Source organism: Escherichia sp. 20412-1, from assembly GCF_003027595.1.
Lineage (GTDB): Bacteria > Pseudomonadota > Gammaproteobacteria > Enterobacterales > Enterobacteriaceae > Escherichia > Escherichia marmotae.
Genome location: NZ_PYQM01000005.1, coordinates 81516 through 96392, shown reverse-complemented (window position 1 = coordinate 96392; position 14877 = coordinate 81516). Strand labels below are relative to the sequence as shown.

The window sequence follows — 14877 nt, the reverse complement described above, 5'->3', positions numbered from 1 at the left end:
CTACACCGCCTTATTAGGATCAAATGCGTCGCGGACTGCTTCACCAATAAAGATCAGCAATGACAATAATATCGCCACCGACAAGAAGGCGGTGATCCCAAGCCACGGTGCCTGAAGGTTATTTTTCCCTTGTAACAGCAGTTCTCCGAGCGATGGTGAACCGAGTGGCAAGCCGAAGCCGAGGAAATCGAGCGAGGTCAGGGTGGTGATCGAGCTACATAAAATAAACGGTAAAAAGGTGAGGGTAGCGACCATTGCATTTGGCAACATATGACGCAGGATAATACTGCGATCGCTGACGCCAAGCGCCTGCGCCGCGCGGATGTAGTCGAAATTACGGGTACGCAAAAATTCCGCACGCACTACGCCCACCAGACCCATCCAGCCAAACAAGACGGTAATCGCCAGCAGCCACCAGAAGTTAGGTTGAACGACACTGGAAAGCAGAATTATCAGAAACAGCGTCGGCATCCCCGACCACACTTCAATGAAGCGCTGCCCCCAGAGATCCACTTTTCCGCCGTAATAACCTTGCAGCGCCCCCGCCAGCACGCCCATCACACTGGAACAGAGTGTCAGCATCAGACCAAACAGAACCGAGATCCGTGTGCCATACAGAATACGCGCCAGCACATCGCCGCCGTTGGCATCCGTCCCCAGCCAGTTTTGCGGTGAGGGTGGGGAGGGGAAGGGCTTATCGGTCGCAAAATTGATACTGGTAGCACCAAAGCGAATCGGTGCCCACAGTACCCAGCCTTTATCCTCCAGCCGTTGTTTTAGCCACGGATCCTGATAATCCGCCTGGCTTGCCAGCGGGCCGCCAAAATCACTTTCACTGTAGTTTTTCAGCAACGGGAAATACCAGCTACCGTCATAACGTACCAGCAACGGTTTATCGTTGGCGATCAGTTCAGAACACAAACTCAAACTGAATAAGAAGAGGAAAATCCATAACGACCAGTAGCCGCGACGATTATGACGAAAACGCGCCCAACGGGCCTGATTGACGGGGCTGAGTTGCGGCATTAGCGTCCCTCAAAATCAATACGAGGATCGACCAGTGTATAGCTGATATCACTGACGATATTCAGGAGCAGGCCAATCAGGGTGAAAATATACAAGGTGCCAAACATCACCGGATAATCGCGCGAGACGGTCGCTTCATAGCCCAGCAAACCGAGGCCATTGAGTGAAAACATCACCTCAATCAACAGCGAACCGGTGAAAAACATGCTGATGAAAGTCGCTGGAAAACCGGCAATCACCAGCAGCATGGCGTTGCGGAACACATGTTTCCAGAGAATGTTTTTCTCACTCACTCCTTTCGCGCGCGCGGTAACCACATATTGCTTGCGCACTTCATCAAGAAAGGCGTTTTTTGTCAGCATGGTGAGCGCCGCAAAGCCGCCAATCACCGTCGCCAGCACGGGTAGCGTGATGTGCCACAGATAATCGGTGATTTTCTGATACCACGGTAGTGAATCAAAATTAGCGGAAACCAGGCCGCGCAGAGGGAACAGGTCGAAATAACTGCCGCCCGCGAAGAAGACAATCAGCAGGATTGCAAACAAAAAGGCCGGAATAGCGTAGCCGATGATAATAAATGCGCTACTCCAGACATCAAAGCGACTACCGTTATAAACGGCTTTGCGAATACCCAGCGGAATTGACACCAGATAGATAATCAACGTGCTCCACAATCCGAGGGTGATGGAAACCGGCAGACTGTCTTTAATCAATGTCAGCACTGAGGCGCTACGAAACAGGCTGTCGCCAAAATCAAAACAAATGTAGTCCCGGAGCATTTTGAAGTAACGTTCGTGGATCGGTTTATCGAAACCGTAGCGATGGGTGATCTCTGCGATCACTTCTGGATCCAATCCGCGTCCACCGCGGTAGTTGCTGTCGCTGATGTTGCCGACGCCCGTTTGTGCATGGCCGGCACGCACGCCTTCGCCGCCTGCACCTGGTAATACTCCGGCATTACCAAACTCAATGGCGGCGATGGCCTGGTCGACCGGACCGCCAGGCGCAATTTGCACGATAAAAAAGTTGATGGTGATAATCGCCCATAACGTTGGGATCACCAGCAACAGACGGCGAATCAGGTAAGCGCCCATCTACTCTCCCTGTTGTCTGGCTGACGGCAGTTTGGCCGCTTTATTGACGTCATACCACCAGGTATCAATACCGAGACTATAAACGGGACGCACTGCCGGGCGGGAGAATTTATCCCACCAGGCGAGACGGTCTTCCGCCATGTACCACATCGGCAACATGTAATAATTCCACGTTAATACGCGATCCAGGGCGCGCCCCAACGGCAGTAATTTTTCTTTATTTCCCTGGGCGGCAATAATTTGGTTGATCAGCGAGTCGATGACCGGACTTTGTACGCCGGGAGCATTATAAGTAGAGTTGATATATTCCGATGACCAGGAAATCTGTAAATCGGAGCTGGGCCACGGCATCGCCCGCCACACGCGTGGCATCATGTCATAGTCGCGGCTGCGCATTCGGTTGGTGATTTGTGAGTTATCCACCTTGCGAATGTCCATGTTGATACCAAGCCGTTGCAGGCTGTGCTGGAACGGCAATACCCACTGGCTATTACTGCTGGCTGGAAGCAATAATTCAAAGCTGAGAAGCTGACCCGTCGTAGCGTTAACGCGTTGCTGACCCTTCAGTACCCAGCCTGCTTCGTTGAGAAGTTTGTCGGCTTTTAACAGATTACCACGGTCGTAGCCATCGCCTTTGGATTCTGGCGGCTGGTAGATTTGTGTGAACACCTCTGGCGGTAGATCTTTTTTCATTGGTGCCAACAGCACCAGTTCCGCAGCGTCGGGGTAATTTCTGGCAGCGTATTCGGTATTCTGAAAATAGCTGTTAGTGCGACTCCAGGCATTGTAAAACAAGGCCTTGTTCATCCATTCAAAGTCGAAGGCGAGGGTGATGGCTTCCCTAACCCGGCGATCGTTGAATACCGGGCGCTGAATATTAAACGCCAGCCAGCGTGTATCCTGGGCTGATTCGTTCTTTTGCTCATCTTTGATAATGTATTTTTTGTCGAAATTTTTACCGGTATAGCGCGTGGCCCAGTTTTTGGCGTCGTTTTCCATGCGCAAATCAAAGGCACCAGCTTTAAATGCTTCAAAAGCGACGTTATCGTCAAGGTAATAATCGTAGCGAATGGTGTCGAAATTCCAGCGTCCACGGTTTACCGGTAAGTTTGCCGCCCAGTAATCTTTCACGCGGGAATAGACAATATTTTGCCCCATTTTCCAGGCCGTAATGCGATACGGACCACTGGCAAGTGGAGGCGTAGCGAGCGGGTCGCTCAGTTTGTGACCCTTCCAGTATTTTTCTGGAAATACCGGCAGTGAAAACAGGCTAAGCATATCTTCTTTGCCGGGTTTAGCTAATTCGATGCGCACGGTTAACGGCGCAATGGCTTTAACTGTGGTGCCTTTGTATACCAGGCGAAATTGCGGCACGCCTTCAGTCATAAACTTTTGAAAAGTGAACTCAACATCGCGGGCAGTAATGGGCGAACCATCATGAAAACGGGCGCGCGGATTAATAGCAACTTCAACCCAGGAATAATCGTCGGCATAGCGCGCGCTTTCGGCAATTAGCGGGTAATAACTGCCCGGCTCGTCATCGGAGGTGGTAAATAGTGTGTCGTACAACTGCTCGGTACGTGCACCGGGGTTTCCGCGTAGTGCATAGCGGTTGAAATTATCGAAGGTGCCAATGGAGGATAACGTTATCTGCCCGCCTTTTGGCGCGGCAGGATTAACATAATCAAAATTGTTGAAATTAAAGGCATATCTGGGTTCTCCCAGTACTGCAAAGGCATAGCTTTCCTTAATAGCCTGCGCCTGCACACCGAAGGTGAACAGGGTGATAAACACCAGCAGTATGCGCACAATCATCTGCAATGGATTTCCTTTTACTCATCATTAGCCGCAATCCGGCATGCTTTCCCTATGAATAATAAGGGACACAAGCACTCCTTACCACTGCGGCGTATGCGGTTTCTCCAACCAGCGGATAAAATCATCCAACGGCAGAGGGCGACTAATCCAGTAACCTTGCAGGAAATTAACACCACGTTCGCGTAACCAGCGTGCCTGTTCCGGCGTTTCAACCCCTTCAGCAACTGTCAGCATATTGAGACGCTTCGCCAGCGTCAGCACCGCGTCAAGCACTGGTGAGGTGACCGTTTCCGTACCTATGGCATTGATGAAACCGCGGTCAATTTTCAGGTAATCGAGCGTGAAACGTTCCAAATAGATAAGCGCGCTGTGTCCGGTGCCGAAGTCATCAATGGCAATTTCCACGCCGACAGAATGCAGCCATGCGAAGAGTTGTGACGCTTCATGTTCTTTCAGCATATCGCGCTCGGTAATTTCCAGCACAATCTGGAAATGGTGAGCGGGCAGGGAGGCAAGCAGTCGATGTATATCGGCTTTAAAGCTCTCGTTGTGCAAATGGTCCGGCGCAATGTTAATACCAAACTTTACGCCCACCGGCAGTACGTTGTGTAATTCTGCCGCGTCACGAGCAATCAGCTCAAACAGGTGCTGGGTCAGTGGCACAATCATCTTTTGCGATTCGGCATAATGAATGAAGGCATCCGGGGGGATTTCACCCACTACCGGATGACGCCAGCGCAGTAACACTTCCAGACCCGTTACCCGCAGCGTTTGTGTATCAACCACCGGTTGATACACCACGTAAAACTGCTCACGCTTGATGGCCATCATAATCTCTCTGCCAGGGCGCATACGCACGCTCATCAGGTAATAGCAGAGCAGGCCAACGACAGTTCCACTCATTCCACCCAGTAAAAACGCGTACCACACATCACTCCATGTCCAGTCGTTAGCATAAAGTCGAACAGTCAGCGGAATGCCTGCGATTTTGGTTTCACGTACCGGCGTGCCGGTTAACTCGCGGACGTTCATCAAATGCGGCGTAAAGGTCGATATCGCAGTATTACCAATAATGAGTGCTATACCATCGAAATCTTGCTGGTGAGAGCTATAGAGAAGATACGGCGTCAGGTTCAGGTTCAATGCTGCAAAAACGCCGCTATTTTTTAATAAAGGATTGCGATACCAGATGACGATCGTGGGTTTGTTGGGCACCATCGGTGTGCCAGGCAACATTGCCATATCAATATTTTTACTAATGTCGAGCGCCGGAATCAGTTCATTGAGCGGAATGTCCATCTCACCAGTCGCAGAAGAACAGAAACTCTTTTTATCCTTTACCAGCACAAACGTTCGTACATTCATACTGAATGCCGCACGTGCAGTCAGTTCAGGGTTGGCTTGCTGACAGGTATCTAAGGTGAGTGGCTGGAGGTGATCAGTAGTGGACTTCAGCTCGGTGAAATAGGTGTCGAGATATTTTTGTACGTCGGTAATCAAGGTGTCGTATTTGACTTCATGTTTATGCCAGGCCACTAAAAACTGAAGGCAACTGACAAGTATCGCGATCATCACGCCCGCAATAATGCAGGTAAGCAGGATCTTACGTCCGGAAGAGGGAGCGCGTATGAACATAGTTCCGTTAATATTCCTGAGATTACGATAACGCTGAAGTAGAAGAGAATGACGGGACTATAGCCTGGATCAAGGCATGGAAACATCATTTTCTATAATGGATGAAAATAAAAAAGCACTGCTTAAGCAGTGCCTTCAGTTAACTCGTCAGGATAGCCAAGGGATTGCATCCAAACGGTTTATTAGCTGCGACTAAGAACCCGACGTGCTTCGTTGTAACGCTTTTTCCAGTACGGCTCATTCATGCTGGAAATAATAACACCACTGCTGGTGGAAGCATGAACGAACTGATTATTGCCGATATAAATACCGACATGGCGTCCCGTTGAACCGGCACGGAACAGAACTAAGTCACCTGTACGCAAATTACTGCGGGAAACTGACTTGCCCATTTCCTGTTGTTCATAAGTTGAACGAGGGAGTTCTAAGCCAAATTGTTCGCGGAATGTACGCTGTACGAAACCAGAACAATCGATACCTTTTTTGGTGCTGCCGCCCAGACGATAACGCACGCCTTTCCAGTCAGCATACTGATCCATAATTCGCGATTTTACGTCGACATTACGAACCAGGTTTTCAAATTCATCCTGAGAAGCTTGCAGTGATGATGTTTCACTACCCACTGCACGTGTCTCAGGATGCATATTCTTTGCGGTGTTGTTTGCACTACATGCAGAAAGCAGAACCGCTACTGCAATCGCGGGAATGCCGCGCAAGATATATCTCAAAATCGGTTGAGATTTGACCATGTTGTTTGTTTTCCCTTGAAGTCCTTAACGACAAATATCGTTATAAAAAAATGCCAAGCGAGACGAGACTAATTACCTGGGCATGTTGAAACAATTCCCTAAGGCAAAATCTGTGGACTAACGCACAAAATTATATGCTGTGAGGATAATTTACCGCCGAGGCAAAACGAGTTCGAGATTACCCGATTGGCGCGGTCTTGGCGAGGGGTTTTACATGATTTTTTATAAGAAAAAGTGATACAGAAAGTTAATAACCGGGATTGGTCAATTAAAGAACGATTGAGCAAAAAGCATGCAATCCATTCATTTAGTTAGAGAATGACTATTTTACTCGATGAACGAAAGCAACGCAGTGCATCATCAGGATTATCCGGTCTATGAAAATAAACCTGATGATGTTAATTACTGTGAGTTATTTGTTTTAGGAATGTTTTCTTTTTCCTGGCAATGATTTGTCAAAGAAGGTGATTAATCGATCACTTAATGGCGTCATCAACCACCAGGGCAAACCAATCAATATCACAGTCAGGGAACCGACAATGATATCGGTAAACCAGTGTGCGCCAATCATCACTCTGGGAAATGCAAATACCACAAAAATAATAAGGGCGATGACGCCTGCGACTTTTCCGAAATAACGCCACATGAATGCAGAAAAAACAAGCAACATCATGCCATGATCGCCAGGAAAACTATCTCGCGAGGCATCTTTTGTTGGCACAGATAACAGTTCGCTGACGCGGTTAATATTCGCAAATGTTAATGTCGGGCTGGCTCGCTTTACCGGAATTAATGCCTGGCCCAACTGGTTTAATACCACTGCGGTTAACAGCATGACGAGACCGATAATCATGATATGGCGTCTGCCGGAGGCGTTTTCTTTCAGCCAGAAACTCAGCATCAGCAGTCCCATTGCCAGCAGTGAACAGCCGTCAAAAGCGCGATTATTGGTCAATGCGACCAGCCATAAAAAAGCCTTGCTTTCGACCAGTTTCTGATTAAAAAAATAGAAAATATCCGCGTCAATCGGCAACCAGAATCCATGATTGACGGGAATGTACCAGGAAAGAAACAGCGCGAGGCCGACAACGTTTAACAACGCTATTTGCGGCAAATTTTTAATCATATTTTCTCTAATCATCTTACTGAAAAACGCAAGCAACCTTACGCGTTGGTCACTAAACGAAGCTTCAACAGCGCGCTCTGTAAGGCATTCCAGTCAGTTTCGCTGCTGGAAATCAGCTCAACGCGACTGTCCGGTGGTGCCACGTTTTGCGTTTCAATGTGCAAGTCATCGCCCTGACGGTTGATTCGCACCAGTCCTTCAGGAATACGCATCACGCCTTTCACGCGTTCCACTGGTGCAAGCCGCGCCCATTCCAGAATGCCAACGGTGTCGAACACCGTATCAGCATCGAATATCCAACCGCAGGCCTGATGCCCTTGTCCGCTGTTGAGACTGCGACGCCAGCGTTGATGCTCTGGCAGGCTTAACGCGGCTAACCCTTTTTTCACGGTATGCTGATGTGAATGGGCGGCGCTGGCGGGTAATTTGATTAAATTGCGACGGGGTAAATCCAGAAGATGACCATCAATTTGCCCATGTTCGCTGTGAATTAATTGCCGATCGCCACCATTTTGTTGCCACCAGCGTTGCAACGCTTGCTCGCTTTCGGACGTCGCTCGGTCGGATTTATTGGCGACAATAATGTCTGCGGCAGCCAACTGGTCACGGAAATTTTCATTATTGACGCTTTTTTCATCCAGCAGCAGGCGAGGATCGAGAATACATAACGTGGCGCGCAGATCGATCCACGGTTCATAAACCGGAGCGGTTAACAGATCGAGGATCTGTTTTGGATGGCCCAGCCCTGTAGGCTCTATCAGCAAGCGGTCTGGTTTTCCCTGGCGCAGTAAGGTATTCAGCCCCACCTGCATCGGTAAGCCATTAACGCAGCACATGCAGCCGCCGGGGATCTCTTTTAGTAATGCACCGCTGTCAGCGAGCAAAGCACCATCTATCCCGACTTCACCAAATTCATTAACCAGCACCGCCCATTTTTCTTGCGGATCTTTGTGGGCTAATAGATGAAGAATTGACGTCGTTTTCCCGCTGCCGAGAAAACCGGTGATGAGGTTGGTCCTGGTCACAACGGCTCCGCAATAATCAGATTAGTTAACTGTGCGTTAATCCTGGCTAAAAAAGCTGGAAAAGAGAAGAGAAGGAGCGGACGAAGCATGCCTCCGTCCACCTTAACCGCAGAAATCGTTAAATTTTGAGGGTATTTAACAGTGCCTGATGCGCTCCAAACTGCGCTATTTGTTGCCAGGCATTTTTGATTGTCTGCACAAAATGCGGGTTATTGGGCAGGTCATCACCGAAAACTTCACGCAGAGAAAGCAGGGCGCTAACGCGTTGTTCATTGCTACTTTCCGCAACCAGATCGCGAATTTTATCGCTGAGCGGATCGCGAACATCAATGGCATTTCCGGCATCATCAACGCCGCTCACATAGCGCATCCAGCCTGCGACTCCTAACGCCAGTAACGGCCAGTTTGTTTCGCGCGCCAGATGAATGCGAATGCTCGCCAGCATGCGTTGCGGTAATTTCTGACTGCCATCCATCGCGATTTGCCAGGTTTTATGTTTCAGTGCGGGATTGGCAAAACGTTCAATTAACTTATCCGCATATTGCGTCAAATCGACATTTTTAATCCGTAGCGTCGGCGCTTGCTCATCCAGCATTAACGTTCTGGCGGCATGGCGAAATGCTCGGTCATGCATGCAATCACTGATATGGGCAAACCCTGCGAGATAACCCAGATAAGCGAGAAAAGAGTGGCTGCCATTAAGCATGCGCAGTTTCATCTCCTCCCAGGGCAAAACATCATCCACCAGTTGTACACCTGCGACTTCCCAGGCTGGACGTCCTGCAACGAAGTGATCTTCCACTACCCACTGGATAAACGGTTCGCAGCTAATCGCACAGGGATCATTCACGGCCAGATGCTGGCTAATTTCTGCCAGCGATTCGTCGGTTGCTGCCGGAACAATGCGATCAACCATCGTTCCCGGAAAGCTGACGTGTTCTTTTATCCATTCGGTGAGTTCTGGTGAGCGTTTTTCTGCCATTCCCAAAACCGCATTTTTCACCACATGGCCATTGTCGGGAATATTGTCGCAGGAGAGCACGGTAAATGGCGCAAGGCCGCGTTCACGGCGGCGTTTCAGTGCTTCGACAAGAATGCCTGGTGCGGAATGAGGTTCTTCCGGCGTTTGTAGATCGTGAATAATGCGCGAATTGCTGGTGTCGAGCGTGCCGGTGGCCGGGTCGATGCAATACCCCTTTTCGGTAATCGTCAGGGAAACTATCGCCACCTGCGGTTCGCAAAATTTCTCAATAATCGCTGCTAATGAATCCAGTTTTGCATTCAGGCATTCGTGAACGGCACCGACAATAATCGCCTGATTGCCGTCTGCACCTTTCTCTAACACAGTGTATAAATGGTCTTGTGCGCGAAGCTGGCTCATCAATTGCTCACCGCTGAACAGGCTGATTTCACAAATTCCCCAGTCGCCACCCTGCTCATTCAGCACACGATCGGTTAATAATGCCTGATGTGCGCGGTGAAAGGCTCCAAAGCCAAAATGAACGATACGGGATTTCAATTGCTGGCGATCGTAGCATGGAGTGTGTACGTGATGGGGGAGCGTAACGGAGGCAATAGTATTCATAGAGGTCACGTCTCAGTAACGATTAATTAACAATGGCAGTGTAAAGTTATATGACAGCAATTGAAATTGGTCTGGATTGTTAATGCAATGAAGTGTGAGGGCGATCAATCAACGAGTAAATTTTACGGGCGGAAGGCGTTCAGTAAGCACAAAATAGCAGATTGGTATAATAAATTAAAAAAGGGACAGCCTGAGCAGTCCCTTTTTGAATGTGGCTGAAGTTAGTCAGCACGCCCCATGTAACGGCGTTCTTCGATATGGATACGGATTTTTTCGCCCGGGCTTAAGTATTCTGGCACCTGAATCACCAGACCGGTGCTTAATGTTGCCGGTTTGTTACGTGCGCTGGCAGAAGCACCTTTAATGCCTGGTGCGGTTTCAACGATTTCCAGATCAACGGTCTGCGGCAGTTCAAGTGCCAGCAGTTGGCCGTCCCAGGTCAAAACCTGCATGTCAGGCATACCGCCTTCCGGCATAAACAGCAGTTCTTCTTCAATCTGATCTTTCGTGAAGGTATACGGGGTATAGTCCTCTTTATCCATAAAGACATATTCGTTGCCATCAACGTAGGAGAAGTCAACATAGCGGCGGGTCAGCGTCACGGTGTCAACGATATCATCACCTTTGAAACGCTCTTCTACTTTCAGCCCGGTACGGACATCAGAAAAGCGCATTTTGTACAGCGTAGCGGCACCGCGGGCAGTGGGGGACTGAATATCAATATCCTTAACCAGCAGCAATTTGCCGTTGTAATTCAGAACCATACCTTTTTTAATTTCGTTCGCTCTTGGCATCGAAAAATTCCTGTAGTCGAAAATGTCAAAAATATCGCGACAAACTACTCGCGACGGCCATTTCAGGCAAGAGGTATTCGCACTTTTGCTGGTGCAAAAAAGGTGGTACTGTGCGCGCTCATCAATCCGGTGGTTAACCTGAAGAGAACAATGTATGGAATGCCGTCCGGATTGCGGGGCGTGTTGTACCGCCCCCTCAATCTCCAGCCCTATTCCGGGTATGCCAGATGGCAAGCCCGCTAATACACCCTGCATTCAGCTCGATGAACAGCAACGCTGTAAAATTTTTACCTCGCCACTGCGCCCGAGAGTCTGCGCAGGCTTACAAGCCAGTGCAGAAATGTGCGGCAACACGCGTCAGCAGGCAATGACCTGGCTTATCGATCTGGAAATACTGACCGCGCCTTAAACATCTTTAATCCGCAGTAAGCAGAACAGGGTGGCGATAATCATCACCATCGCAAACCAGAACACTGCATGATAATTCCAGATCTCTGCGACTATTCCGGCTACTGAACCGGCGATAATCCAGCCCACACGTGATGTATTGGTATAGAGCGTGGTTGCTGAACCCGCCTGGCCGGGCATCAGATCCTGAAAATAGAGCATCCCAATACCGCCAAGAATACCGATAAAAATAGCATTCAGCATCTGTAAGCCCAACAGAATAACAGGTGAATGTGCCATCAGCATACCTGCGTAAAAACAGATGCCACCCACGGCTGCTACGCGCATCAAGAACCGCTTACCCAGACGTTTGGCAAAATAACCGGCAATTAACATCGTCGGGATTTCCAGCCCGGCGGCGGTCCCCATCATCACACCCGCCAGTTTTTCTGGAAGATGTAGTTCGTTAATAATAAATAGCGGCATGTTGATGATGTACAGGCTATTTGAACCCCACATCAACGTACAAATGACAAACAGCAATAGCGTATCGCGACGGTTACGCCGCGGTGCTTCAACCGTGCCGGTCGCCAGCGGAACCTCTTTTTGCATCGACGGTAAAAACAGCCACACCATCACGCCGCAAACAATAAACGCTACCGCCGCGCTGAGATACATCACCGTAAAGCTGAAACCCATCGCTAAGGCATAAGCCAGCGGCGGGCCGATGATCCATGCCAGTGAAACCTGGGCGCGCAAAAAAGAGCTGAACATCACTGCTTCACGCCCGGTTTTATCGGCATGTTCACGGGCAAGAGCAAACATCTGCGGGTTGGCGGTAGAGCCAAAGCTGCTAAGAAAAACGCCGACAAACAACAGGATGAAGTAGTTGCGATTCCAGGCGAAAAGGGTGCAGGCCAGCACGCCTAACAGGCAGCAAAAGACAATCAGTGATTTACGATCGCCGCGCTTATCGGAGCGCCCGGCGAGAAACTGGCTGACCAGAATCCCGATGACGGCGCTGCCGGTAAAGAAGAATCCCACCATTGCCGGGCGGGCGTGTACCTCATCGGTAAGAAAAATACTGAGCGTTGGGGTTTGCAGAGCGCCTGCAATGCCGGTGAGAAAGGCAACAATTAAGAATGCCGTTGATGTCAGGTCAAACGATTTCGCGCTGGAGACTGCGGGGGAATTATGCATGCTGGTCGATCACTGAAAGATGAAGACGCGGAGTTTACGCCGCTTGTCAGAAAATAAACAGTCAGTGAAATCAAACTCGCCATGAATAATCAAAATGCTATTTCACTCTTGTTGAACCTTTGCTGACGCTGCTGAAATGATCATGTTGATAACAAATTTCGCCATCAGCGATTCAGATTATCGGCAAAAAAATGTGCAGCACATCAAACTTTTGTACATAATTTAGCGCCATCCCTTGCGTGCTGAAACAGAAGTATTATGCTTTCTTGAAACGTTTCAGCGCGATCTTGTCTTTAACCCTAAGCCAGGTTAGCGCTTTTTTTCTCATAGAAGCTGAATCGTTTCAATTCAGCAAGAGAGGAGAACTATGTTCCAGTTATCCGTACAGGACATCCATCCGGGCGAAAAGGCCGGAGACAAAGAAGAGGCGATTCGCCAGGTCGCTGCGGCGCTGGTGCAGGCCGGTAATGTCGCTGAAGGTTACGTCAATGGCATGCTGGCGCGCGAACAGCAAACCTCAACGTTCCTCGGCAATGGTATTGCTATTCCACACGGCACCACCGACACCCGCGATCAGGTACTGAAAACCGGCGTTCAGGTGTTTCAGTTCCCGGAAGGCGTGACATGGGGTGAAGGTCAGGTGGCATATGTTGCTATCGGTATTGCCGCCAGCTCGGATGAACATCTGGGGCTGTTGCGTCAACTGACGCACGTCCTGAGCGATGATTCCGTTGCTGAACAACTGAAATCAGCCACCACTGCAGAAGAACTGCGCGCACTGCTGATGGGCGAAAAGCAGAGTGAACAGTTGAAGCTTGATAACGAAATGCTGACGCTGGATATCGTCGCCAGCGATTTGCTGACTCTTCAGGCGCTGAATGCTGCTCGTCTGAAAGAAGCGGGCGCGGTTGATACCGCTTTTGTTACCAAAGCCATCAATGAACAGCCGTTGAACCTCGGGCAGGGGATCTGGCTGAACGATAGTGCCGAAGGCAACCTGCGCAGCGCCATTGCGGTAAGCCGTGCGGCAAATGCTTTTGATGTTGAAGGCGAAACGGCAGCCATGCTGGTGAGTGTGGCGATGAATGACGATCAGCCAGTCGCGGTACTTAAGCGTCTGAGCGACCTGCTGATCGACAATAAGGCTGAACGTCTGTTGAAAGCTGATGCAGCAACGTTGCTGGCGCTGCTGACCAGCGATGATGTGCCGACCGACGACGTGTTAAGCGCGGAGTTTGTGGTGCGCAATGAACACGGCCTGCATGCCCGCCCAGGCACCATGCTGGTCAATACCATTAAACAATTTAACAGTGATATTACCGTGACAAACCTTGATGGCACCGGCAAACCGGCAAATGGACGTAGTCTAATGAAAGTTGTAGCACTTGGCGTTAAGAAAGGTCATCGCCTACGCTTTACCGCCCAGGGAGCAGATGCTGAACAGGCGCTGAAAGCCATTGGCGACGCCATCGCCGCCGGTCTTGGGGAGGGCGCGTAATGAGCAGACGTGTTGCTACGATCACCCTCAATCCGGCCTATGACCTTGTCGGTTTCTGCCCGGAAATTGAACGCGGCGAAGTGAACCTGGTGAAAACCACCGGTCTGCATGCAGCGGGTAAAGGCATCAACGTGGCCAAAGTTTTAAAAGACCTGGGGATTGATGTCACCGTTGGCGGTTTCCTCGGCAAAGACAATCAGGACGGTTTTCAGCAACTGTTCAGCGAGCTGGGCATTGCCAACCGTTTCCAGGTTGTCCAGGGGCGTACCCGCATTAACGTCAAGCTGACAGAAAAAGACGGTGAAGTCACCGATCTCAACTTCTCTGGTTTCGAAGTTACTCCAGCCGACTGGGAACGCTTTGTGACGGATTCTTTAAGCTGGCTTGGTCAGTTCGATATGGTCTGTGTCAGCGGTAGTTTACCGTCAGGTGTCAGCCCGGAAGCATTCACCGACTGGATGACTCGCCTGCGTAGTCAGTGTCCTTGCATTATCTTTGATAGTAGCCGTGAAGCGTTAGTGGCTGGTTTGAAAGCGGCACCATGGCTGGTGAAACCTAACCGCCGTGAGTTGGAAATCTGGGCGGGTCGTAAACTGCCTGAAATGAAAGATGTCATTGAAGCTGCACATGCGCTACGTGAACAAGGTATCGCGCATGTTGTAATTTCACTGGGTGCCGAAGGCGCGCTTTGGGTTAATGCCTCCGGCGAATGGATCGCCAAACCACCGTCAGTCGATGTCGTAAGCACCGTTGGCGCAGGGGATTCTATGGTTGGTGGCCTGATTTATGGCTTGCTAATGCGTGAATCCAGTGAACACACACTGCGTCTGGCGACGGCTGTTGCAGCCCTGGCGGTAAGTCAAAGTAATGTAGGTATTACCGATCGTCCGCAGTTGGCCGCAATGATGGCGCGCGTCGACTTACAACCTTTTAACTGACA

At 49.9% G+C, this 14877-nt stretch carries 13 protein-coding genes; 3 read left to right on the top strand and 10 right to left on the bottom strand.

Translation table 11 applies throughout. From position 1 onward, the window contains the following. The 9 genes from C7B16_RS05960 to yeiP all read right to left on the bottom strand — a co-directional run bounded on the left by C7B16_RS05960 (position 1) and on the right by yeiP (position 10852). Positions 1 to 1026 carry an ABC transporter permease gene (locus tag C7B16_RS05960; protein WP_001516726.1) on the bottom strand — a complete coding sequence of 342 codons (1026 nt, stop codon included), beginning with the start codon at positions 1024 to 1026 and terminating at the stop codon, positions 1 to 3. After that, positions 1026 to 2120 (bottom strand): microcin C ABC transporter permease YejB, encoded by a 1095-nt coding sequence (locus C7B16_RS05955; RefSeq protein ID WP_107179482.1) that lies wholly within the window; start codon positions 2118 to 2120, stop codon positions 1026 to 1028. The genes C7B16_RS05960 and C7B16_RS05955 overlap by 1 nt, the downstream gene beginning before the upstream one ends. Further along, positions 2121 to 3935, bottom strand: a complete 1815-nt coding sequence (locus C7B16_RS05950) for an extracellular solute-binding protein (RefSeq protein ID WP_105224904.1) — start codon at positions 3933 to 3935, stop codon at positions 2121 to 2123. Positions 3936 to 4016: 81 nt separating this feature from the next. Continuing rightward, a complete protein-coding gene (locus C7B16_RS05945) occupies positions 4017 to 5573 on the bottom strand; it encodes a cyclic di-GMP phosphodiesterase (protein ID WP_000470617.1) in 1557 nt (518 codons plus the stop codon). 182 nt (positions 5574 to 5755) lie between these two features. Beyond that, positions 5756 to 6322 (bottom strand): bifunctional murein DD-endopeptidase/murein LD-carboxypeptidase, encoded by a 567-nt coding sequence (gene mepS / locus C7B16_RS05940; RefSeq protein ID WP_000241011.1) that lies wholly within the window; start codon positions 6320 to 6322, stop codon positions 5756 to 5758. A 421-nt stretch (positions 6323 to 6743) separates the two neighbouring features. After that, positions 6744 to 7448: a phosphatase PAP2 family protein gene (locus C7B16_RS05935; RefSeq protein WP_107179481.1), complete on the bottom strand. Its 705-nt coding sequence runs from the start codon at positions 7446 to 7448 to the stop codon at positions 6744 to 6746. 38 nt (positions 7449 to 7486) lie between these two features. Continuing rightward, complete coding sequence (gene yeiR, locus C7B16_RS05930; protein WP_000198840.1) at positions 7487 to 8473, bottom strand: zinc-binding GTPase YeiR; 987 nt, start codon at positions 8471 to 8473, stop codon at positions 7487 to 7489. Between the two features lie 118 nt (positions 8474 to 8591). Next, a complete protein-coding gene (locus C7B16_RS05925) occupies positions 8592 to 10058 on the bottom strand; it encodes a mannitol dehydrogenase family protein (RefSeq protein WP_107179480.1) in 1467 nt (488 codons plus the stop codon). Between the two features lie 221 nt (positions 10059 to 10279). Next, positions 10280 to 10852: an elongation factor P-like protein YeiP gene (gene yeiP, locus C7B16_RS05920; protein ID WP_001136827.1), complete on the bottom strand. Its 573-nt coding sequence runs from the start codon at positions 10850 to 10852 to the stop codon at positions 10280 to 10282. 154 nt (positions 10853 to 11006) lie between these two features. Between yeiP and C7B16_RS05915 the strand changes: the two genes are divergently transcribed. Further along, positions 11007 to 11261: a YkgJ family cysteine cluster protein gene (locus C7B16_RS05915; RefSeq protein WP_001516722.1), complete on the top strand. Its 255-nt coding sequence runs from the start codon at positions 11007 to 11009 to the stop codon at positions 11259 to 11261. Here C7B16_RS05915 and setB read toward each other — a convergent pair. Then, positions 11258 to 12439: a sugar efflux transporter SetB gene (setB, locus tag C7B16_RS05910; RefSeq protein WP_107179479.1), complete on the bottom strand. Its 1182-nt coding sequence runs from the start codon at positions 12437 to 12439 to the stop codon at positions 11258 to 11260. The genes C7B16_RS05915 and setB overlap by 4 nt on opposite strands. A 367-nt stretch (positions 12440 to 12806) precedes the next feature. On the opposite strand from setB, the gene fruB reads away from it, so the two are divergent. Both fruB and fruK read left to right on the top strand, forming a co-directional pair. Then, positions 12807 to 13937, top strand: a complete 1131-nt coding sequence (gene fruB / locus C7B16_RS05905) for a fused PTS fructose transporter subunit IIA/HPr protein (protein ID WP_000487268.1) — start codon at positions 12807 to 12809, stop codon at positions 13935 to 13937. Continuing rightward, a complete protein-coding gene (gene fruK / locus C7B16_RS05900; protein WP_000091270.1) occupies positions 13937 to 14875 on the top strand; it encodes a 1-phosphofructokinase in 939 nt (312 codons plus the stop codon). The genes fruB and fruK overlap by 1 nt, the downstream gene beginning before the upstream one ends. The last annotated feature ends 2 nt before the right edge of the window (positions 14876 to 14877 follow it).

Coding starts and splice junctions, on each gene's coding strand:
- C7B16_RS05960 (WP_001516726.1), bottom strand. CDS start 1,026: ATGCCGCAACTCAGCCCCGTCAATCAGGCCCGTTGGGCGCGTTTTCGT.
- C7B16_RS05955 (WP_107179482.1), bottom strand. CDS start 2,120: ATGGGCGCTTACCTGATTCGCCGTCTGTTGCTGGTGATCCCAACGTTA.
- C7B16_RS05950 (WP_105224904.1), bottom strand. CDS start 3,935: ATGATTGTGCGCATACTGCTGGTGTTTATCACCCTGTTCACCTTCGGT.
- C7B16_RS05945 (WP_000470617.1), bottom strand. CDS start 5,573: ATGTTCATACGCGCTCCCTCTTCCGGACGTAAGATCCTGCTTACCTGC.
- mepS (WP_000241011.1), bottom strand. CDS start 6,322: ATGGTCAAATCTCAACCGATTTTGAGATATATCTTGCGCGGCATTCCC.
- C7B16_RS05935 (WP_107179481.1), bottom strand. CDS start 7,448: ATGATTAAAAATTTGCCGCAAATAGCGTTGTTAAACGTTGTCGGCCTC.
- C7B16_RS05925 (WP_107179480.1), bottom strand. CDS start 10,058: ATGAATACTATTGCCTCCGTTACGCTCCCCCATCACGTACACACTCCA.
- yeiP (WP_001136827.1), bottom strand. CDS start 10,852: ATGCCAAGAGCGAACGAAATTAAAAAAGGTATGGTTCTGAATTACAAC.
- C7B16_RS05915 (WP_001516722.1), top strand. CDS start 11,007: ATGGAATGCCGTCCGGATTGCGGGGCGTGTTGTACCGCCCCCTCAATC.
- setB (WP_107179479.1), bottom strand. CDS start 12,439: ATGCATAATTCCCCCGCAGTCTCCAGCGCGAAATCGTTTGACCTGACA.
- fruB (WP_000487268.1), top strand. CDS start 12,807: ATGTTCCAGTTATCCGTACAGGACATCCATCCGGGCGAAAAGGCCGGA.
- fruK (WP_000091270.1), top strand. CDS start 13,937: ATGAGCAGACGTGTTGCTACGATCACCCTCAATCCGGCCTATGACCTT.